The sequence below is a fragment of the Sorangium sp. So ce590 genome (assembly GCF_051521365.1).
Taxonomy (GTDB): Bacteria; Myxococcota_A; Polyangia; order Polyangiales; family Polyangiaceae; genus Sorangium.
The window spans coordinates 8,129,103-8,148,196 of record NZ_CP150346.1; the positions used below are offsets into that span (position 1 = coordinate 8,129,103).

Sequence of the window (19,094 nt, forward strand, 5' to 3'; positions counted from 1 at the left end):
GGCCCTCATGAGCCAAGACCCGCGGGCGACGGCGCGCCCGCCACGGGCCGGCAACCCGAGCCTCATGACCACCGAGCTCAAGGCCACGCTCGCCGACCACGCCACCGGCAACTACCGCGTGATGATGAACCTCGCCGACGAGATGCTCGCCGTCGCCGCGGACCGCGAGCTGCCGCGCCTCGACGAGAAGCTCTACCTCGATCTCTTTGGCCAGTCTCCCAAGCCCAAGCCGCGCAAGCGCTGAAGGAGATGCGCGCCATGCTCCGCTCCCCCGCGGTGTCCTTGCCCGTCGCCGAGCCGCTCGCGCTCATCGACGCGACGCTCCTCTTCCTCGTGCAGGTTCTACTCGCCAGGCACCCCGAGCTCTACGCGCCCCCGGAGAGTGGTACCGAACCTCGGCCTCCACCCGGCACACGCGCCGCCCACCACATCATCGACGCCATTCGCGAGGTGCACAACGCCATCGAGATCTACAGCGCCGCCCTTCCTGACACGATGTCCCCCGGCGGCGCCGCTGACGACGAGATTCCGTCTTGACCCAACGCCGGCCCGTGAAGACGGGGACCCCGCCGAACAAGCAAACGCGTTCCGCAAAGTAAAGATTCTCGGAGCCGTTCCTGACTCGTGCAGACCGACCGTATGAGCTCATCGACAGAACGGGCCTTGTGCGCTCAGGCAGGTCTTCCACGCCTGAAACGCCTGGGATTACCGCGACGTAGCACCAAGCGGAAGGCATCCTACCTTATAGCTGAACCCTGCTGGCGTGCTTCCCGGGAAGGGTTTTCGCTGGGACTTGAGCGCGGCCTGATCGCAGGGTGACAAGACAGCGCGAGCGGTTGACGCGACGGCAGGCCCTGGGTCGGTTCATTGACAGCGGCGCCAGCGGATCAGCCCATCAATATAGTTAAACTCGACGGATGCTCTTCCCGTGCCACCGATCGTGGCGCGGAGCTGCACGTCGACCGTAGCCGAGGTGGCACCACACGGGGCGCTGCCCGCTTGTCCCCCGGCAGGGATAGAGAGCAGCTCGAACACCCCTTCGACGTCCGTGTCGATGTTCTCAAACGTCTTGGAGACGCTGGCCGTGCCGGCCAGTGATTGGCTTGCTTGAACCGTGACGACAGCTGCGTCCTCGGTATACACGTCTCCAAACACATCCAAGGACGGCGCATCGAACGTGTAGCCCGCTGGAAACGCATAGCTGACCTCGACGTCACAAGCGACGTCGTACGTGCCAAAGTCGTCGCGGCCCCCGCGAGCGTCATCGAACGTGAGTGCGTATTCCGCGTTGACAGCCCCAACCTGCGTATTCATGGTTCCGCAGCCGGAAGCAGTTGCCTTGATCGAGACCTGGCTCGGGTCAGGCACGTCGCCGCCGTCGAGGGCGGCCGGCTCGCTTTCCACCATCTCGCCTTCGTCGGAGGTGTCGGCGCACGCGACGCACAGGGAGGAACAAAGCAGCATCGCAAGACACGACCGAACATGACGGCTCAAAATCTCGTTGGCAAACTGGAATCGTATCATAACGTCCTCTCATGGTGACCGGACGATGCGTTACCCCCCGGGGGGCCGCGCGGCGTCGCTTCAGTCCGTGACCAGAGGCCCGATGCGGTCGGCGAACGGCCAACCCTGGCTCTCGTCGGTGTGGATCTGCCAGTCGAACGCCCCGCGGAGCGTCGGGTGGTTGCCCTCGACCTCGTTCCACGTGGGGATCGCCTCGTCGATCGACATGTAGTGCTGCGCGTCCCAGATCCCGAAGCCCACGACCACGTGCGTGGGACCGAGCAGCCAGACCCACTGGTCCACGTTGTCCACGATGTAGGACTGCTGGTCGAGGTCGGGGCCGTCGTAGTACTGCGGGGCGGCGTAGTCCATGGCGCCGGCGTCCACCATCGCCTTGCAGAAATCCTTGTCGCGCGGGTTCCAGGGCGCCGGAGGCGCGGTGATGATGAAGCCGGGGAAGCGCCGCTTCAGCTCCAGGCTGATCCAGATCATCTCCTCGGTGTCGGGGTTCTGGTTGGCCTCGAAGGTGTTCCAGTCGATCCCGTCGAACCCACCCAGGTCGTTGTAGATGCCGACCACGCTGTCGACGAACGTCTGCGACTTCCCGCGGTCCGGGAAGCTCATGCCCTGGCCGGCGCCGCCGATGGAGAGGATGATCCTGCGATCCTGGGTCGTCCGGGCGTACTGGATGTCCTCCTTGAGGTGCGTCGCCGCTCCCCTGCCGTCGCCCGGCGGCGTCCAGGTGACGGCGCCGGTGGTGCCGGGCGGCCCTCCCACGGGATGCGCGGCGAAGAGGTAGATGAGGTTGTAATTGCTGTTGATGTCGCGGATGCGGACGGGCGACGGCGTCCAGTTGGGGTAGTAGCCGGCGACGACCTTCGCGGGGAGCGCGCCGACCGCGCCGGGCTCGGGGGTGTCGGTGCAGGCGGAGTAAGGCTCCCAGAAGTACGTGCTGACCGTCGGGATATAGCCGGGATTGCCGTGCTCGGCGATGTAGGCCGATCCCTGGTAATTCACAATGGTACCCTCCTCGTACCACTGACCTTCCTGCCACTCCGGAGAGCCAGCGCACACGGCAGATTCGCTGTGCCCTACATCGACCTCGCCCTGCGACGATCCGGAATCGAGGCATCCGATTCCGCCCGCGGCGATGGCGACAAGGAGAAAAGACATCGCGGTAGCAGTGAAGATAGAACTATGCATCATGGTAGAACCCTTTTCGCACATCGGCCCAGAGCACACAGGACAGCTCGCCTCCCGGATCCGGGCAGCTCATGGACTTGATGGCGCGACGGGGACCAGCCCTTCAGATTATTTGATCAGGGCGTGTTCAGCCCGTTCGCTTGTCCGCCGCGTGATGATGCGGTTACGAACGGGTTGACCATGTACCGAGGCACGGCATTTCCTGCCGCGACAAAATCATCCGTTGTCGCGGGACCACGGATCCACCTGGGTGACGCGGTGTTGACGCTGGAGGTACGAAGCGCGGCGGTCGTCGGGGTGGCGTGCCGATGAGCGGCCTTGGCGCAGCGCTTCCGGCGGCTCCTTGAGCACGCAGAGCGCGATCTCGGGATCGCAGGTGACCTGCTCCTCGAGATCGGGGTTGATCCCGGACCCGGTGAGCCTGCCGGCCGCGATGTCTGCCTGCGGGTCGCAGAGGCCCGGGTCCGTCACGATCTCCTCCGAGCCTTCCATGGCCGGCGCGGCGCACGACACCGACGGCCACAGGCGGATAGGACAAGCAAACGCGTTCCGCAAAGTCAAGATTCTCGGAGCCGTTCCTGACTTGTGCAGTCCGACTGTGCGAGCTCATCGACAGAACGGGCCTCATGCTATCAGGCAGGTCTTCCACGCCTGAAACGCCTGGGATTACCGCGACGTTCGAGCTGTCGAGCGATGAGCGAGCAGTCGACGAGGGGCGGGATGGGGATCGCGGGGAGATTCAAACCGCCGATAAGTGCGCTGGCGAGACGTGCACGGGCTCGCACGGTGCCGCCCCGCCCAACTCGTGATCGAGGTTACGTCACCGGCCGAGGAAGCTCATGAGCCAGCTCATGGCCGGCCGCATCCTGCCGTCCGAATGCTGGAGTCCGGTGTTGTCCCGCCACGTGGCGCCGACGATGTAACCCCAGAGGGTGATGCCGGGGACGGCGGGGTGGTTCCAGAACATCGTGAACTGCTCCTCCATCACCCGCCTCTGCTGGTTGTCGTCCGCGATGCCGATGTCGTACTCGGTGATGTGCACGGGCTTGCCGAGCGAGGCGAGCCTGTCGATGTACCCCTTCACGGTGTTCGTGTTGATCTTGTAGGCGTCGTGGGCCTGCGCGCCGAGGGCGTCGACGGGGGCGCCCGCTCGGATGACCGCCTGCGCGATCCTCATGAAGTTGTCGTGATCGCCTTGGTACTCGATGTTGTTGTAATCGTTGAGGATCAGCACCGCGTTGGGGCAGTACTCGCGCGCCCACTTGAACGAGTTGACGATCCAGTCGTAGCCGCTGGCGCCGTCGCCGCCGATGCCGTTCTTGTAGCTCGGCGTCGTGTGGGGCGGCGGCTCGTTGACAACGTCGATGTACTTCGTGTCCGGGTAGCGCGCGCAGAACGAACGCATCCAGTCCTTCACGGCCGCCTGCTGCTCCGACCCGGAGAGGCCGCCGATCCAGCTCGGCTGCTGGGCACCCCACACGAACGTGTGCTGCTTGAAGATGAGGTTGTTCGCCTTCGCGTAGTTGTAGATCCGGTCGAGCGCTGCCCAGTTCTTGTTCCCGCGCGTCCGCTCGACGGCGTCCCACTTGCCCTCGTTCTCGGGCGTGATCTGGTTCCAGTACCTCGCGAAGCCGTCGCGCACGGCGCCGTTGGTCGTGATGTTGCCGACGAACTTCCCGCCGGTGGCGCCGCCACCGCCGCCGGAGCCGCCGCCGCCGCCGGAGCCGCCGCCGCCGGCGCCCGAGCTGCTGGAGCTGCTGGAGCTGCTGGAGCTGCTGCTCGAGCCGCTCCCCACGGCCCGGAGCGAGAACTTCTGGTTTGCGCCGTTCGCCCAGCCCCACTGCTGGATGCCTGTGCCGTCGGCGCTGCCATAGACGTCCAGGGACTTGCCGCTGTGGCGCGCCGTGAGACGCACGCCGCCGGCGACGTCCGTGAACGACCACTGCTGGTTTGTCCCGCTCCAGCAGGAGTATTGCTGGATGCGGGCGCCGTCGCTGGTGGAGGCGCCCGCGACGTCCATGCAACGGTTGCTGCCTACGTTGCGGACGCGGTAGTAGCCGCCGCCTGTCGACTCCACACGGAACTGTTGCCGCGTCGAGCCGTTGCAGCTGGCGATCTGCAAGCCCGCTCCGTCAGCGGTGCTGCCTCCAGCCACCTCGACGCATTTTCCGCTTTGCACGCCGACGATCGTGTAGGTCGCGCTCGCATCGATCGTGATGGCGCCCTCGAGGGTCCCCCCCTCCTCGGTCTCGGCGTCGTACGCCTCCTCGGGATCGATGACGCACGACACGGCGAGGATACCCGTCGCCGCCGCAAGCAAGGCCTGCATCGTTCCAATTCTCATTTTGTTCTCCTCGACAGCTAAGTAAGCCAAATACGGTTTGCTCTACGGATAGACGCTGCCCTCTGCGAGCGCGCCGTCACAACTGCCCGAGACGACCGAACGACAGAGTCGGTGGAAAAATCGACCCGATGACGGAGATCCCGGCGCTCATGACGACCCACGCAGGGAAGAATCGAAGGATGAGACCATTGTGAGCGCTCACATATTGGATGTCAATTCCGATCTGCCGCCCGCGGCGATCTGCCAGTTTGAACACTTCTTGATCTCCGTGGCGCGGGCGCTCGTCACCGGGCGTCGCGCACACGGCTGCCTCGTCGTTGGGGAACACGGCAGCAGGTCGGCAGCGTGAGTCGCACATCGTACCCCGCGGCGGCGGCGGCGGGCGTCGCGGGGCCGGCGCGGCGGGTCGGGTGAGTCGGTGTGCGACGATCTCCGCGCTGGTGTCTCGGCCGCTTCAGCGTAGGATGGGACGCGCTGCGAGGCAGGGATGGCGCCGATCGTTCCCGACAAGAAGAAGATCAAGAGCTCCCCTGAGGGGCCGCGCTCGAAGCGTGGCTGGCCGCAAACCACGCACGTGAAGCGGCGCTGTGGCTGAAGATCTACAAGGAGGGCTCCGGCGCGCCGACGGCGACCCGCGCGCAGGCGCTCGACGTGGCGATCCGGAACGCGAGCCCGCGGCGTGAAGCAGCGTCAGGACCGCGCGCCGAGAGCGGCGGTGGCGCCGCCGGGCAGCGGGACGACGTGCACCGCGGCGGCGGCGGGCGCGGCGGGCGAGGGGCCGCGCAGGAGGAGCGCGGCCGCGGCGCCGCCGAGCGCCGCCACGCCGACGCCGAACGCGACGTTGGCGGCGATGACCTTGGTCCGCGCCGCGTCGACGTCGGCCTCGGCGCAGCGCGGGGGGCAGGTCGTCCGCAGGCGGCCGGCGTCGGCGCGCGCGCTCAGGCCGAGCGCCGCGTAGGCGACGCCGCCAGCGACGGCGACGCCGCCGAGGCGGATAGGACAAGCAAGCGCGTTCCGCAAAGTAAAGATTCTCGGAGCCGTTCCTGACTCGCGCAGTCCGACTGTACGAGCTCATCGACAGAACGGGCCTTATGCGATCAGGCAGGTCTTCCACGCCTGAAACGCCTGGGATTACCGCGACGTAGCACCAAGCGGAAGGCATCCTACCGTATAGCTGAGGGATCCCCTCATTTCGTGACGAAATTTGGCAAAATTGATGGTCGCATAGGACCGCCCCATGATCGGCACATGCAGGCTCTTTGGCGACAGGATTCATCGATACCCTGAGCTTCATGGAGCTCGAAGCGAGGAGTTGCGTCGTGCGGGTGAGAATTCGTCGTCGCTGACCGGAATATACATTGGTAGGAGGCGACCAGCGAGCTTAGCGCATGCCCCGTTGGTCCAAGCGACCGCGCAGAGAGTGACGCATCACAGGGTGATGGAAGCCGCGGCCGCGTCGATGTTTCAGTTCACAACCACGGGAGGCCGCGGAGTCTTACGGCGCCGCGCTGCTTCCCGTCATCCGTCCTGCGCCCGGGACGGTCGTCCATGCGCGACCGCCGGCGTCGGCGGTCACTGGCATGCCATCCGTTACCCGCCGGGGGTGAACTCGTACAGCTCGATCCAGTCGTACACCGAGGCCGCACCGCGCGTCGCTGCGGTGACGGGCCCCGCCCACGCAGCGCTCGACGACGCCCAGATGGTGAGCAGTACGTTCTGGGGCAAGGTCATCAGGTCGATGCGCTTGGTCCAGGTGTGCCGGAGCACGTCGTCGACACGGAAAAACGCACCTTCCGGCGTCCACTCGATCTCATACACGTGAAAGTCCTCGCTCGAATCGAAGCCGAGGCTCACCTTCGTGGGGTCCTGCGTGGGGCTCACGGACGACGTGACCGGTGGCGTGACGGGAGCTCCGGTGTAGACCATCGCGTTGAACTGAACCTGGGACGGGTCCTGTCCCAGGCACTCGATGTCCAGCTCGTTCCAGTTGTCGGCCGGCCACGGCGTGTAGATGGTGACCAGCGAAGACACCACCGCGGAGCCTCGCGCCAGCTTGGCGCGGGTGCGCACGCGCCCGTACGTCAGGGTCGCGACCGAGCGCACCTCCGCTCCCAGGAAGGACTTGGGTGCACTGCCGTCCGTCGTGCCCTCGGGCGCGGGAAGCAGGGTGAGAGACAAGCGCCCGTCCGCGTTCGACACCGCCTTCGCGGAAAAGAGCGCCAGGTTCGTGTCCCAGGAGTGGGTCATGATGCTCCAGCGGCTCGGGTCGAGCGTGTCGAGCTCGTCGCGGAAGAGCAGGGTGAACGCCGAGTCGGGCGCAGGTTCGTCGCTGCCGCCACCGCCCGAGCCACCGACCGCCGCCGTGCTGCCCGCACCGCCCGAGCCACCGACCGCCGCCGTGCTGCCCGAGCCGCTGACCGCCGCCGTGCTGCCCGCACCGGCCGTGCCGCCGGTGGAGGACGCGCCTCCCCCGACTCCGGAGCCCGAGCCGCCGACGCCCGGCGCACCTCCGGTCGAAGCGGTTCCTCCCGTGTCGTCACCGGTACGGGTCGTTTCTCCCGTGTCACAAGCCAAGAGGAAGCAGGAGAGCAAGAGCGGCGTCCAGCGGGCGAACATGCCGACGATTTGCCGGCGGCCGGCGCGGACTGCATCTCGTTTTTTGCGCGCGGGCGCTCGACGACGCCGCTTCGCTGATCCATCTTGCCGGACGTGACCGAGGCTCTTTACCAGCCCTTTCCCATGCTCGAAGGACGCCAGGCGCAGTCGTGGCGGTACCAGCCTTCGTACACGCGCCCGCGTCACTTTCACGACGAACCGGAGATCAACGTCGTGCTGCACGGGCACGCGACCCTCGGTATCGGGCGCAACGTCCTCGAGCTTGGTCCGGGGCAGTTCGCCTGTTTCGCCCCAGGACAGGATCACGTCTTGCTCCACGCCTCGGACGATCTCGACTTGTTCGTGCTCGCGCTCACGCCCGCTCTCGCAGAGCGAGCCATGGGAGCGCGCGTCCCTCGCTCGTGTCAGCGAGCCCAGCTCTCCGAGGAGGCGCTGTCGAGCTGGCGCGATCGGCTGGTCGAGCTCGATCACACGGCGTGTGCGAGCGCCACCGAGACGTCCCTGGTCGGCCTCTTCGCGGACGCCGAGCCTCGGGTGGGCAGCGGTCACGTGACGGCGCGACGCGCGCTCAAGGAGATCTTGCGTGAGCCGGGCGTCTCGGCGACTACCCTCTCGGAGCGCCTCGGGACCGGCCCCTGTGAGCTGAGCCGCCGCGTCCACGGTCAGTGGGGGGTCCCGTTCGTCGAGCTCCGCGCGCGGGCCAAGCTGATGAAGTTCGTCGCGCTCGTGGATCGCGGATCGGCGCTGACGCGAGCTGCCCTCGAAGCCGACTTCGGCAGTTACGCGCAGTGCCACCGCGTCTTTCGCAAGCGCTTGGGTTGTTCCCCGTCGGAGTACTTCGCAGGCAGGCGCCTCGCCGTGGCCAGCGCGCTCAAAGACGGCGACGCCGCGTAGCAGCACGGCACGGACGGGGAGCGCGGCGACGGGGCTCGCGCTGCTGGTCGAGCCCTTCGGTCCTGTGTTAGAGAGGGCCCATGACCAAGTACCAGTTCGCCAACCACCGAAAGATCGACGGCGCCGACTACAAGGACGCGCGCGTCTGGGCGGGTCCGTGGTTGAAGGTCGAGCAGTTCCTGGGTCACGAGGTCGCGCAGCTGCGCGCCGTGCTGAAGGAGTACGGGATCAAGGGCGACGACCCGTTCGCGATCCCCTGCGGCAAGTTCGAGGGTCTGGCCGAGGTGCCGCTCGAGCGCTGGACGGTGACCGAGGGCGGTCAGCCCATCTTCGACGTGTGGAACTACACCGATAGCGGCACCGTCTTCCGCCACGGCACCACCGATATCGTCGGCGTCTTCGTCCAGTTCAGTGGTGAGTTCGAGGACGCGGCGCTCGCCGCCGCGCTCGAGGCCAGTCGCAAGGCCGCCAAGGTGGCAGATCCGAGCGCGTCGCTCCCGCACAGCTTTACCTGACCCGATCCCGAGTCACGCCGCCAGCAACGCCTTCTCCCGCTCTCTCTGGAGGCGACCGAGCCGATCGGCGCCCTAGCGGCGCTGCCGCTGCTCGGTGACCGCCGCCGCGGCCTCCGCCTCCGCCTGGACGGCGACGTCGTCCGGCAGCGGCAGCGCCTGAACCGCAGGGAACCGCACGCCGAACACGCCAGCGCCCGCGTCGACCGGCGCCACGCGCTCGCTCGTGGTCCGCGCGTCGAGCTCGACGATCCGGTTCACCGTGCGCTGCATGGCGATGGCGACGAACAGCCAGGTGATCGGGCCGGCCAGGAGCTGGATGTACGGGATGACGCGCGCCACACACGCCGCGATGACCAGGCCCCGCGGCACGCCGTCGGGCATGCCCCGCAGGCGGCACTGCAGGTTCACGCGATCACAGAGCCGGAGGCCGTTCCAGAAGATCCAGGCCGATAGGACAAGCAAACGCGTTCCGCAAAATCAAGATTCTCGGAGCCGTTCCTGACTCGTTCCGTTGTTCATGAACACGATTGGTGGAAATGACAACGCTCAGTCGGCGATCTCCTACTCCGCTGCCGAGACCCTCTTCAAGAGCATCTCCGCGTCGCAGGTCTTCAGCAGCCTCACCGGCCTCTTCGAGGCGGGGAAGCCGACGTCTCCGGACACCTACGCGGCGATGCGCGGCAAGAGCATCCTCGACATCATGAGGGATGATCTGCAGACGCTCGAGCGGTTCGACATGAGCCGTGCCGACAAGCAGAAGCTCGCAGCCTGGAAGGAGCTCCTCCACTCGACAGGAAACGTGGTGGTTCCTTCGCAGTGCAACACGTCCCTCGCCGCGGCGCTCGGTGTGACGCGAGAAAACATCGACCTGCAGAGCACGCGCCCGAGCGTCGACGACTGGCTGACGCGGCGAATCTCGGACGGTCTGGACGGAGCCGACCTCTATTCGAACCTCGCCGTGCTCGCGGCGGCGTGCAACGCGAACCCCGTCATCTTCCTGAAGTACCCCGCGGCCTACACCTTCAAGGGGCTCGGCCTGACGCAAGAGAGCGAAGGTCTCTCGAGTCGCTTGGACCACGCGGGAGTGCAGGGCCCCTGCGTCCCGGGTGTGCTCGACATGCTCCTCACGATCGACGACTACCATGCAAGGAAGTTCGCCCACCTCGTCGGGCAGCTGAACGGTATCGACGAGGGCGACGGGACGCTCCTCGACAACTGCGCGGCCGTCTGGTTCCAGGAGATGTCGGACGGCTGCGCCCTCAACCTCAACAACCTGCCGATCGTCCAGGTCGGCAGCGCCGGCGGCTATTTCAAGACCGGCTGGGCCGTGAACGTCGATGACGGCTCGCCCGATCTCACGACCGGCAACAGCGAGATCACGTGTGCCGAGGGCACTCCGGACGAGGTCGACGGGTACTCCCAGGAAACGGGGACCGATCCGTCGCTCGCCAGCGCGCCGATCAACAAGTACTACTGCAACTTGATGAACGCCCTCGGGGTCAAGGCGGGCGCGGATGGTCTCCCGGCGCGGGGCGGTCCGGGACCCGTGACCCACTTCGGCATGTATGACCGGACGGAAGACTTCATCGGTGGAGGGACCAATCCCCCCACCCTCCACGATCCAGGCGAGTTCACCGCGCTCAGGGCGAGCTCCTGAGCGGTCTCGTCCCCGCGCCTGTCGCGCGCCCGGATCATAGGTCCCCGACCTGCGCTGCGCGGACAATCCCGTCCGCGATCACGGAGCCCGCCTGCGCATTGCCTTTCGGTCGCACCGTCGCCCGATACCACCGGGCCCCGTACGACAGAAGTGCTGCCGGTGCGCTGCGAGACAGTTTCCTTGTCTGCGATTTTCCGTTACAGTCGACGATTCGCCCTGTAAAGCGGATGACGCGGAGAGCGCCCGCGGCCTCTCCTCATCTCGGCCTCGTCGGCGATCGAGCCGCGCGCGTCGTCGGAAGCTCGTTGTCACCCTGGCCACAGTTCTCGACGCGTGGGTCCGGTCACTCCTTGAACGGCGCCGCCAGGATGACGTCGTAGAAATTGGGGGCATGAAAGCCCGGGATCAGGCGCTCGGCGATATCGGCCGTGAAGTTGTAGAAGGCGGTCTCCGGCTTGCTGGCGAGCATGTCAGCGATCGCCTGCGGAAATGCGCGCTTGAAATCGAGACGCGGGTACGCCTGGAGCACCTCATCCACCTCGTCCGCAGAGAGCTCCTTCAAATCATTGCCAATGATGTCCATGATAGTTCCGACGTGAAGCAGCGCCACCTCGGGCCGCTTGTATGGCGGGACCCCCCTCACGGTGTGCAGCGCAATTGCGTCCCACACGACGCCGATCGCCTCCTCGGGCACGCCGTGCTGCTTCAGGAACTCGCTCGCCGCGTTTGCGCCTTCGACCTCGTACCGCTCCGGGCCCCGGAACCTCTCGGCCAGGCCGAGGTCATGGAGCGCCGCCCCGAGGTAGAACAGCTCGTGATCGAGCACGAGCCCGCGCCGCTTCGCGAGCAGCGCGCCGAAGAGGTACGTGCGCATGACGTGGTTGAAAAGGAAGGGCGCCGACATCTCCCGCGCGAGCTCGGTCGCTTCCGCAGCCAGGCGGCTGTCAGGGATGCGGATACCAGCGATCTCGTTCTTCACGGTCCTCTCTCCTTCGTGTGGCGCCGAGCCCGGAGGGGATCTTCGGCCTCGCGCCCGGCCGGGCACAGGACGGTGGTGCTGTCATCTGAACATGAATGAACATGAAGGCAGGGAGGTGGGAAGAAAACCTGAAGGACGTTCTCTCCTTCCCGTCTTCATGTGGAACCTCTCTGGGCAAATGACAGCACCATCCACAGGACCTGGGCCCTCGGCTGCCTGGCTCGGTCCGGCTTTGTTCGGCGCTCTTAGCTCCGCGGCATTCGGCCGCCCTTCTTGCCGAACAACCTGCGGGCGACCCGGCGTGACCACCATCAGAAGGATCCGCCAGCTTCGGTCAACTGCATACCCGATGTGCTGTTCACCAGGTCCGCCTGTGCCTTGCCGGGATGAATGGAAATACAGAGGTGAGAAAAAGGTAAAACAATCCCGTTCATGGCTGCCCTCGCGATGTCTTCCGCCAGCGCCTCCCTCGACGCGCACGAGGTCCACTCCATGTTCGTGACGATGCTTCCCAGCTCCACCGACGCCGCCCGAATCCACCGGTTCGGCGGTCCCGAGGTCATCACCATCGAGAAGGTGCCGGTCCAGCTGCCCGGCCCGGGCGAGGTGCTGGTCCGCGTCGCGGCGGCCGGGGTCGGGCCGTGGGACGGCTGGATCCGTGCCGGCAAGAGCGTGCTGCCCCAGCCGCTGCCGCTGACGCTCGGCTCGGACCTCGCTGGTACCGTGGCCGCGGTCGGCCCCGAGGTGACTGGCCTCGCGCCGGGCGAAGAGGTCTTCGGCGTCACCAACAAGCGCTTCACCGGCGCGCACGCCGCCTGTGCCCTGGCGCAGGCGGGCATGATGACGCGCGCGCCTCTCCGGCTCGACGACGTGCAGGCCGCCTCGGTGCCGGTCGTCGCCGTCACGGCGTGGCAGGCGCTGTTCGATCAGGCCCAGCTCGAAGCCGGACAGACCGTGCTGGTGCACGGCGCGGCCGGCAGCGTCGGCGCGTACGCGGTGCAGCTCGCGCGCCGGGCCCGCGCCTGTGTGATCGCGACGGCCTCGGCCAAGGATCGCGACTTCGTCCGCGGTCTCGGTGCGGACGTCGTCGTGGACTACCGGAGCGAGCGCTTCGAGGATGCCGCCAAGGACGTCGATGCCGTCATCGACCTCGTCGGTGGCGACACGCAGGCGCGGTCCTTCGCCGTGCTCAAGCCACGTGGCACCCTGGTCTCGGCGGTGTCGACCCCTGATCAGGAGGAGGCCGCCCGCCGCGGCGTGCGGGCAAGCTTCTTTCTCGTCGATGTCACGACGGCCCACCTCGACCGCATCGCCGCCCTGCTCGACGCGGGCGAGCTCTCGGTCGACATCGGCGCCGTGCTGCCGCTCGCCGAGGCCCGCGGCGCGCATGAGATGCTCGACGGCACCCGCCCCCGCCCGCGTGGCAAGATTGTCCTCGCAATGGGGCCTGCTCGTTGAGGTCCGAGAGCAGCGGGCCTCCGGGCGCGTCCGACGAGGCCAGTCTCCTGAGAACACGCTCAGCAGAGCCTGCGAGCGCGAGCTGCAAGGCCCCGGCGCCGACCCGACGCGAGCAGCGGGCTCGACCACCGGCGCGAGGGCCTCCCCCTCGAGGAGGCCACCGCACAGGCAGAGCACGAGCTGCGCGAGGCCATCGGGCTCGGCGGTTCCGGCTTCGACCCCGGAGCGCCCGACCATTCACTTCAGCCCTTCGGAGACGACAGCGACGGCAACGCGTATCTCCTCGCGCTGAGCGCCGCATTGCTCAGGTCACCGTGCCTGTTGTTGTTGGCGCCCTGCACGCGGGACACGCAGTTCGTGGCCCTGTGCAGCCGCATCGCGGCGGACCTCGCCGATGACGGGCGCATCGCGCCAGAGCTGATGGATCTGCTCAGACCTCGGGTATGGCTTCTCCACGGTCAGCGGCCGCTGTCCGCGGCGCCACGTCGGTATCGTGACGTGCGGCGCATCGCCTCGCGCTTCGCGGGCTGCCCCTGCACCACGTCCGCCTCGCCCTCGACGACGCACGGGGGCTGCCAGGGATTGGAGGACCGCTCCTCGCTCGCGGCAGCGCCCCTGCCGCGCTGCCGCGAAGGAGCGCCGGGTTGCTTCGGACGAGCGCCTCGCCTACCCTCCGCGCTCGCAGCGCAACACGGCTCCTTCACGCGGCCACACACGCCGAGGTAGCAGACGCACATGCGTTCCCAGACCGTCGCGGGCCCCGCGGGCACGCTCCACATCGTCGATCATCCCGCCGCAGGCGCTCCTCCGGCCGCGGGCGCTGGTCCCTCACGCGAGGCGCTGCCGGTCGTGCTCGTGCACGGAATGGTCGGCCACGCCGGCTTCTGGGAGGCGCCGCTCGCGCACGTCTCCGGCCGGCGCCGCGCCGTGGCCATCGATCTCCGGGGGCACGGCGCGTCCGAGCCCCCGCCCGACGCGGACTACGCTCCCTCCGCGTGCGCTGCCGACGTGCTCGCGGTCCTCGACGCCCTGGCTCTCCCCCGCGTGGCGCTCGTCGGCCACAGCTACGGCGCCCTCGTGGCGCTCGCCGTCGCGGCCGCCCGTCCGGAGCGGGTCGCTCGCCTCGTGCTCGCCGACCCGCCCCGCGACTTCACGCAGATCCCGGCGGAGGTCCAGGCGCAGCACTTCCCGCCCTACCTCGCCGCCCTCGAGGCGGACGGCTGGCGCGACACCGCCTTTGCGACCTTCAACGAGGCGCTCGCGGGCAGCACGCCCGCGACGCGGGAGACGGTGCTGGCGCGCGTCGCCTCCACACCGCACGACCGGATGCTCGGCATGTCCCGGAGCTTGCTGCAGTTCGAGGCGGCGAACGCGCTGGACCGCTACCTCGCCGCCCCGGGCGCCCGCGCCCACGCCCTCCTCGCCCCCTCGAACGCGTGGCCGCAGAGCCTGCACGTGCTGAGGCCCGCGCTGGCGTCCGTCGTGCTGCCGGGGACCAGCCACTGGCTGATGCTCGACGCCCCGGCAGCGTTCGCCGCGGCGCTCGAGGCCTGGCTCGACGCCGGCTGACCGAACCGTCCTCTTCCCTTCTCTCCTCTCTGCCTCTGTGATTCCCTCTCATCTCATCTCCTCTCATCGCACGGGCATCGTCGCGCTCCGGCTCAGCGCCGCCCGCGCTTCCCCGCGGCGAGCGCGTTCTGGTCCTCTTCGGCGGGGCGTTCCCGGCCCACACTGCCGCCATGCAGCGGCGCGAAGGCGCATGGCGGCTCGCTCCCCGGCCCGACGTCCCGCGGGAGCGCCAGGGTCCTACCCGACCACCCTGGCGGATATGGTCTTGGTCTCAATATCGATCCACAACCGAGATCTTCGAGCCTGGAGCTCCTTCGCGTAGAAGATCTTCGGGTAGAGCTGACCGTTGAGCGTCACCCCTTGTTTGCAGGCGGCCGCGATGGCCGCCTTCGTCGCGGCGAACAACCTGGCCACGTTGGTCTTCCTGGCCAAAGGGCGGATCGTGACCTGCTCGAGATCCTCACCGCGCTGACGCGCGCCGGCGAACTCGAGCAGATCGGCGGCCTCGCGGTCGACGAAGCTCCAGTCCTGCTCGCTCGCGGGCGCCTTCCGCAGCGCCAGATACACAAGCTCATAGCCGCCGCTCAGGTACTCGTCGGCCGCGAGAGGGGTTGCTTCGACGACGGAGAGCGCCGCGCCATGACGAGCGGTCTCGAAACGCTGGAGCACGAGGCGCGCCTTGTGAGGACGAGCGACGTCGGCGATCATCTGAAAGAGCATCGCTGTCGGAACAAATGCCTCTATCCTGGTCATGCGGCCCCCGCGAGGATGAACGCGTCCGATCTCGCGCGCAAGGCCTCGGCGGCGAGCCCATCGACCCAGGGGTCACTCTGGCCAGGCGGAAGGGCAAGGCGGATAGGACAAGCAAACGCGTTCCGCAAAGTCAAGATTCTCCGAGCCGTTCCTGACTCGTGCAGTCCGACTGTACGAGCTCATCGACAGAACGGGCCTCATGCGATCAGGCAGGTCTTCCACGCCTGAAACGCCTGGGATTACCGCGACGTAGCACCAAGCGGAAGGCATCCTACCGTATAGCTGTACCCTACTGGCTCGGGCGCGCCCCGTAGATGGATCCCCGCGCGCGACCCTAGTCCGCAGCCGAGCTTTGACCAGACGGCACCGCGCCTCCTGGCGCGCGAGCGCCTCGATACCTTCCGCGTGAGCGCACCGTTGAACATTCTCAGAGCGGGCGGGCACTCACCGAAGTAGCACCGACGCCAGGTCGCCGGCCCGTCCGTAGACCTGGGTCGCCGGTGCTCTCACGCGCCAAGTCTCCCGCTGTTCTCGGGAGCTCGCGGCGCGCGTTCTTCGTCCACCCAGTTCGACGGCGTTTTTCGGAATCTCGGTCTTCGACCGCCCTTCCGAAAAGATGCAGATCCGCGCTCGATACCCTCGAACGCCGATTCAGGTCGCACTTTTCCCCGAGGAGATCGCATGAATCGTAGTCGCTATTTGTTCTCGGCGCTGCCCTTCCTATCCGCTCTCGTGGTCGTCGCGTGCAGCGACGCCGAGAAGGGCAGCAGCGGCTCATCCGGCTCCGGTCCGGAGAACGGCAACGCGGAAGCGCTGCCGTGCGACGTCGACAAGATCCTCTCCACGAAGTGCCAGACCTGTCACGGGGCGTCCCCGAAGTTCGGCGCGCCGTTCCCGCTGGTCGACCGGAGCGATCTGCTCGCGCCCGCGGTGAGCGATCCCAACAAGAAAGTCTACGAGCTCGTCGCCGCACGCGCCCGCGACACCGCGCGCCCCATGCCTCCGCCCCCAACCGAGCGCCTGACCGCCGCGGAGCTCGCGATCTTCGATCAATGGATCGCCGCCGGCATGCCGGCCGGTGAAGACACGTGCGTCGACCCGGGCGGCGGCGGAACCATCGACCCTCCGACCCTGAGCTGCACACCGGATGTCCTGCTAGCGCCGTCCGCGCCTTACGTCATGCCGAAGGACGTCCAGGACCAGTATATGTGTTATGGGGTCGATGTAGAGATCGGCCAGAAACGACACCTCGTCGGGATCGCACCCCAGATCGACAACAGCACCATTGTACACCATATCCTGCTCTTCAAGGCGGATGAGGCGTCTCCCTCGACGCCCACGCCCTGTGAGGGGGGCGACATCCAGGGGGCTCTTTTGTCCGTCTGGGCGCCCGGCGGCGAGGCCACGGAGCTGCCGCTAGAGGCGGGCTTCCCGCTGGAAGGCACGGCACACTTCGTAGTCCAGGTGCACTACAGCAACATCAAGGGCCTCGACGGGCAGCAAGACAGCACCGGCTTCAACGTCTGCACGACGACGGAGCTCCGCCCCAACGACGCCGGCATCTTCTCGTTCGGCACAGAAGACATCAACATCCCGCCTCACGGCTCGCTCGACGTGAGCTGCGATTACCAGTTCCCGCGGGATATGGGGGCGATTTCGGTAATCAGTGTTATGCCGCACATGCACGATCTCGGCAAGCACCTGTCGAGCAACACGGTGCCCACGGACGGCAGCGAGCCGAGCAACCTGGGGCTCGCCGATCCGTGGAACTTCGACAACCAGCTCTGGTACGACAACGATACCATCCTTCGAGGCGGCGACACCGTGAGGACGCGTTGCGCGTGGGACAACCCGGGCAACAGGGCCGTGGAATTCGGGGAGCGGACGGTGGATGAGATGTGTTATAATTTCGTGATGTACTATCCGTCTCAAGATATAGAGTTGACTACTCCGACGGACGACGCGTCCTGTGTGACGACAAAATAGACCAGCTCGTGCAAGACGCGCGGCCTGTGCCCAAGCGGAGGCGCGCGCCGTTCGGTGAGAGCGCTCGTAAGCCTGGCGAACAGGAGCACCGCGCGCGCCGCCGGGCGCCTTCGAGGGTCTCTTCGATCCGCGCGCCACCCCGAACGGCCGCGTCGATCGCTTCGCTTTCAGCGAGCGGATAGGACAAGCAAACGCGTTCCGCAATGAAGATTCTCGGAGCCGTTCCTGACTCGTGCAGTCCGACGGTACGAGCTCATTGACAGAACGGGCCTTATGCGATCAGGCAGGCCTTCCACGCCTGAAACGCCTGGGATTACCGCGACGTAGCACCAAGCGGAAGGCATCCTACCGTATAGCTGTACCCTACTGAGCTCGTCCAAACGGCCGCCGTCGCGGTTCGCGGCGCGTCGTGATGGCCGGCGCACGCACCTCAGGGCAGACTTCCCCCCGGCCACGTCGTCGAGCAGCGTCCCTCCCTGTCGGTTTCGTCACGCGGGGTCCGCCGGGTACCGCGCGCGGCACTCCAGCGGCTCGGCGAACAGACCGAGGTGGCTCAAGATCTTCCTCGCCGTCGCCTTATCCGTGATCGCGGCCATGAGGCGCATCCGTCCGCTGCATCGCGGGCACGCGAGAACATCTACGGCGTAAGTCCGCCGCAAGAGCTTCGCCCCTTCGACGCGAGGCGACGTCGCCAGAAGGAGCCCCTCCAGCAGCCGATCAAGGTGCCGGACCGAGATCCCCTCCGACACGAATCCAACCGCGCCCTCCGCACTTGACGCGGTAGGCAAAATTGCGGCGCGGCGGGCCGGTTGTGTCGACGCCACGATGACGCGGGTTCGTCGGCAGCTAGATCGTGGCCTCGTCATCCCTCAGAAGCCCGTCAATCTTGCTTAGCAAATCTCGCTTGACCCGCTGCCGGTTCAGTTCGTCTTCGTAACCGGACTTGACAGATGCCACCTTGACAACGCCCTTGATCATCATCAGCGCGTCGATCGTTCGCTGCGCCTCATCGTCATCCAAGTCGCGCCGAAAGTGGACAACCAGGCCCTTGACGCTCATTGCAATCCCACTCCCCGCACCGAGATCTCGCTGGCTTTCCGAAGCATAATGACATGACGCAATTCACCCATGGCTCCCTACTCCCGGAAGTGTCGTGTTCAGCGGAGAGCGCTCTACGCCCGTGCTCTCGGCCAGCTTTCTCCTCCACGAAGGCATCGTCGCGCAGAACGACTCGAGGACCCTTCCTGGCCAGGGGACGCGGCGCGCACGGGCGTCTGTCAGCTCTGCGAGCACCGCATCGACGTGACAGTCCAGAAGGCGCCGGGTTCGATCCCGGTCCACCACGGCCTGCTCCTTCGCATCGGTGAGGGCTGCCTCCTCGTCGGCACGCGCGTGCTCGCGCGCCTCGCGAAGCCCCCGCTCCCGTCCCAGGGCTTCGCGCGCGGTGACCGCGAAGCCGATCGCGACACAGGCTATCATCGCGAGCCCGAGCGGCGAAATGAGCCACATCGCACCGAGTAGATCCTCCATCGTATTCATCGTGCTTCGCCTCCTGGACGTGATCGCTCATGTCGGGATGCAAGGCGGATCTTCGCCTTGTGCTGTCCGAAGACATCA

General features: G+C 67.1%; 21 protein-coding genes. 8 read left to right on the plus strand and 13 right to left on the minus strand.

Going from position 1 to position 19,094, the window contains the following annotated elements; genetic code table 11:
• The first annotated feature begins 7 nt into the window (after nucleotides 1-7).
• The gene (locus tag WMF28_RS30570) at nucleotides 8-244 is read left to right on the plus strand and encodes a hypothetical protein (protein ID WP_437596890.1); all 237 of its coding nucleotides are present in this window, start codon (nucleotides 8-10) and stop codon (nucleotides 242-244) included.
• Nucleotides 245-258: 14 nt separating this feature from the next.
• A complete protein-coding gene (locus WMF28_RS30575) occupies nucleotides 259-537 on the plus strand; it encodes a hypothetical protein (protein WP_437596891.1) in 279 nt (92 codons plus the stop codon).
• 327 nt (nucleotides 538-864) lie between these two features.
• Here the strand turns inward: WMF28_RS30575 and WMF28_RS30580 are convergent, their stop codons facing one another.
• From WMF28_RS30580 to WMF28_RS30610, 7 genes are all read right to left on the minus strand, one after another.
• Nucleotides 865-1,524 carry a DUF4360 domain-containing protein gene (locus WMF28_RS30580; RefSeq protein ID WP_437596892.1) on the minus strand — a complete coding sequence of 220 codons (660 nt, stop codon included), beginning with the start codon at nucleotides 1,522-1,524 and terminating at the stop codon, nucleotides 865-867.
• Between the two features lie 60 nt (nucleotides 1,525-1,584).
• Nucleotides 1,585-2,520 (minus strand): glycosyl hydrolase family 18 protein, encoded by a 936-nt coding sequence (locus tag WMF28_RS30585; protein WP_437596893.1) that lies wholly within the window; start codon nucleotides 2,518-2,520, stop codon nucleotides 1,585-1,587.
• Nucleotides 2,521-2,922: 402 nt separating this feature from the next.
• Entirely contained in the window at nucleotides 2,923-3,177 is a 255-nt protein-coding gene (locus tag WMF28_RS30590) for a hypothetical protein (RefSeq protein WP_437596894.1), read from the minus strand.
• A 349-nt stretch (nucleotides 3,178-3,526) separates the two neighbouring features.
• On the minus strand, nucleotides 3,527-5,035 hold the full coding sequence (locus WMF28_RS30595; RefSeq protein ID WP_437596895.1) for an endo-1,4-beta-xylanase: 1,509 nt from the start codon (nucleotides 5,033-5,035) through the stop codon (nucleotides 3,527-3,529).
• A 91-nt stretch (nucleotides 5,036-5,126) separates the two neighbouring features.
• The gene (locus WMF28_RS30600; protein ID WP_437596896.1) at nucleotides 5,127-5,378 is read right to left on the minus strand and encodes a hypothetical protein; all 252 of its coding nucleotides are present in this window, start codon (nucleotides 5,376-5,378) and stop codon (nucleotides 5,127-5,129) included.
• 362 nt (nucleotides 5,379-5,740) lie between these two features.
• Entirely contained in the window at nucleotides 5,741-6,070 is a 330-nt protein-coding gene (locus WMF28_RS30605) for a hypothetical protein (RefSeq protein ID WP_437596897.1), read from the minus strand.
• A gap of 570 nt (nucleotides 6,071-6,640) precedes the next feature.
• Entirely contained in the window at nucleotides 6,641-7,972 is a 1,332-nt protein-coding gene (locus WMF28_RS30610) for a glycoside hydrolase family 16 protein (protein WP_437596899.1), read from the minus strand.
• Between WMF28_RS30610 and WMF28_RS30615 the strand changes: the two genes are divergently transcribed.
• Nucleotides 7,871-8,560 carry a helix-turn-helix domain-containing protein gene (locus tag WMF28_RS30615; RefSeq protein WP_437604326.1) on the plus strand — a complete coding sequence of 230 codons (690 nt, stop codon included), beginning with the start codon at nucleotides 7,871-7,873 and terminating at the stop codon, nucleotides 8,558-8,560. The genes WMF28_RS30610 and WMF28_RS30615 overlap by 102 nt on opposite strands.
• Before the next feature lie 80 nt (nucleotides 8,561-8,640).
• On the plus strand, nucleotides 8,641-9,075 hold the full coding sequence (locus tag WMF28_RS30620; RefSeq protein ID WP_437596900.1) for a hypothetical protein: 435 nt from the start codon (nucleotides 8,641-8,643) through the stop codon (nucleotides 9,073-9,075).
• A gap of 72 nt (nucleotides 9,076-9,147) precedes the next feature.
• Here the strand turns inward: WMF28_RS30620 and WMF28_RS30625 are convergent, their stop codons facing one another.
• On the minus strand, nucleotides 9,148-9,537 hold the full coding sequence (locus WMF28_RS30625) for a hypothetical protein (protein ID WP_437596901.1): 390 nt from the start codon (nucleotides 9,535-9,537) through the stop codon (nucleotides 9,148-9,150).
• A 55-nt stretch (nucleotides 9,538-9,592) separates the two neighbouring features.
• Between WMF28_RS30625 and WMF28_RS30630 the strand changes: the two genes are divergently transcribed.
• Nucleotides 9,593-10,732 carry a DUF1552 domain-containing protein gene (locus WMF28_RS30630; protein WP_437596902.1) on the plus strand — a complete coding sequence of 380 codons (1,140 nt, stop codon included), beginning with the start codon at nucleotides 9,593-9,595 and terminating at the stop codon, nucleotides 10,730-10,732.
• Between the two features lie 343 nt (nucleotides 10,733-11,075).
• Here the strand turns inward: WMF28_RS30630 and WMF28_RS30635 are convergent, their stop codons facing one another.
• Together WMF28_RS30635 and WMF28_RS30640 are read right to left on the minus strand one after the other, a co-directional pair.
• The gene (locus WMF28_RS30635; RefSeq protein ID WP_437596903.1) at nucleotides 11,076-11,711 is read right to left on the minus strand and encodes an HD domain-containing protein; all 636 of its coding nucleotides are present in this window, start codon (nucleotides 11,709-11,711) and stop codon (nucleotides 11,076-11,078) included.
• Between the two features lie 311 nt (nucleotides 11,712-12,022).
• Entirely contained in the window at nucleotides 12,023-12,145 is a 123-nt protein-coding gene (locus WMF28_RS30640) for a hypothetical protein (RefSeq protein ID WP_437596904.1), read from the minus strand.
• A 58-nt stretch (nucleotides 12,146-12,203) separates the two neighbouring features.
• On the opposite strand from WMF28_RS30640, the gene WMF28_RS30645 reads away from it, so the two are divergent.
• Both WMF28_RS30645 and WMF28_RS30650 read left to right on the plus strand, forming a co-directional pair.
• A complete protein-coding gene (locus tag WMF28_RS30645) occupies nucleotides 12,204-13,169 on the plus strand; it encodes an NADP-dependent oxidoreductase (protein WP_437604327.1) in 966 nt (321 codons plus the stop codon).
• 735 nt (nucleotides 13,170-13,904) lie between these two features.
• Complete coding sequence (locus WMF28_RS30650; RefSeq protein ID WP_437596906.1) at nucleotides 13,905-14,738, plus strand: alpha/beta fold hydrolase; 834 nt, start codon at nucleotides 13,905-13,907, stop codon at nucleotides 14,736-14,738.
• A gap of 237 nt (nucleotides 14,739-14,975) precedes the next feature.
• Here WMF28_RS30650 and WMF28_RS30655 read toward each other — a convergent pair whose 3' ends face one another.
• Entirely contained in the window at nucleotides 14,976-15,446 is a 471-nt protein-coding gene (locus tag WMF28_RS30655; protein WP_437596908.1) for a hypothetical protein, read from the minus strand.
• Between the two features lie 726 nt (nucleotides 15,447-16,172).
• On the opposite strand from WMF28_RS30655, the gene WMF28_RS30660 reads away from it, so the two are divergent.
• Nucleotides 16,173-17,477 (plus strand): peptidylglycine alpha-amidating monooxygenase, encoded by a 1,305-nt coding sequence (locus WMF28_RS30660; protein WP_437596909.1) that lies wholly within the window; start codon nucleotides 16,173-16,175, stop codon nucleotides 17,475-17,477.
• 846 nt (nucleotides 17,478-18,323) lie between these two features.
• On the opposite strand, the gene WMF28_RS30665 is transcribed toward WMF28_RS30660, so the two are convergent.
• A complete protein-coding gene (locus WMF28_RS30665; RefSeq protein ID WP_437596910.1) occupies nucleotides 18,324-18,536 on the minus strand; it encodes a hypothetical protein in 213 nt (70 codons plus the stop codon).
• 63 nt (nucleotides 18,537-18,599) lie between these two features.
• On the minus strand, nucleotides 18,600-19,016 hold the full coding sequence (locus WMF28_RS30670; RefSeq protein ID WP_437596911.1) for a hypothetical protein: 417 nt from the start codon (nucleotides 19,014-19,016) through the stop codon (nucleotides 18,600-18,602).
• Nucleotides 19,017-19,094: the final 78 nt, after the last annotated feature.

Coding starts and splice junctions, on each gene's coding strand:
- WMF28_RS30665 (WP_437596910.1), bottom strand. CDS start 18,536: ATGAGCGTCAAGGGCCTGGTTGTCCACTTTCGGCGCGACTTGGATGAC.
- WMF28_RS30620 (WP_437596900.1), top strand. CDS start 8,641: ATGACCAAGTACCAGTTCGCCAACCACCGAAAGATCGACGGCGCCGAC.
- WMF28_RS30595 (WP_437596895.1), bottom strand. CDS start 5,035: ATGCAGGCCTTGCTTGCGGCGGCGACGGGTATCCTCGCCGTGTCGTGC.
- WMF28_RS30640 (WP_437596904.1), bottom strand. CDS start 12,145: ATGAACGGGATTGTTTTACCTTTTTCTCACCTCTGTATTTCCATTCAT.
- WMF28_RS30580 (WP_437596892.1), bottom strand. CDS start 1,524: ATGATACGATTCCAGTTTGCCAACGAGATTTTGAGCCGTCATGTTCGG.
- WMF28_RS30645 (WP_437604327.1), top strand. CDS start 12,204: ATGTTCGTGACGATGCTTCCCAGCTCCACCGACGCCGCCCGAATCCAC.
- WMF28_RS30570 (WP_437596890.1), top strand. CDS start 8: ATGAGCCAAGACCCGCGGGCGACGGCGCGCCCGCCACGGGCCGGCAAC.
- WMF28_RS30630 (WP_437596902.1), top strand. CDS start 9,593: ATGAACACGATTGGTGGAAATGACAACGCTCAGTCGGCGATCTCCTAC.
- WMF28_RS30660 (WP_437596909.1), top strand. CDS start 16,173: ATGAATCGTAGTCGCTATTTGTTCTCGGCGCTGCCCTTCCTATCCGCT.
- WMF28_RS30655 (WP_437596908.1), bottom strand. CDS start 15,446: ATGATCGCCGACGTCGCTCGTCCTCACAAGGCGCGCCTCGTGCTCCAG.
- WMF28_RS30670 (WP_437596911.1), bottom strand. CDS start 19,016: ATGAATACGATGGAGGATCTACTCGGTGCGATGTGGCTCATTTCGCCG.
- WMF28_RS30575 (WP_437596891.1), top strand. CDS start 259: ATGCTCCGCTCCCCCGCGGTGTCCTTGCCCGTCGCCGAGCCGCTCGCG.
- WMF28_RS30650 (WP_437596906.1), top strand. CDS start 13,905: ATGCGTTCCCAGACCGTCGCGGGCCCCGCGGGCACGCTCCACATCGTC.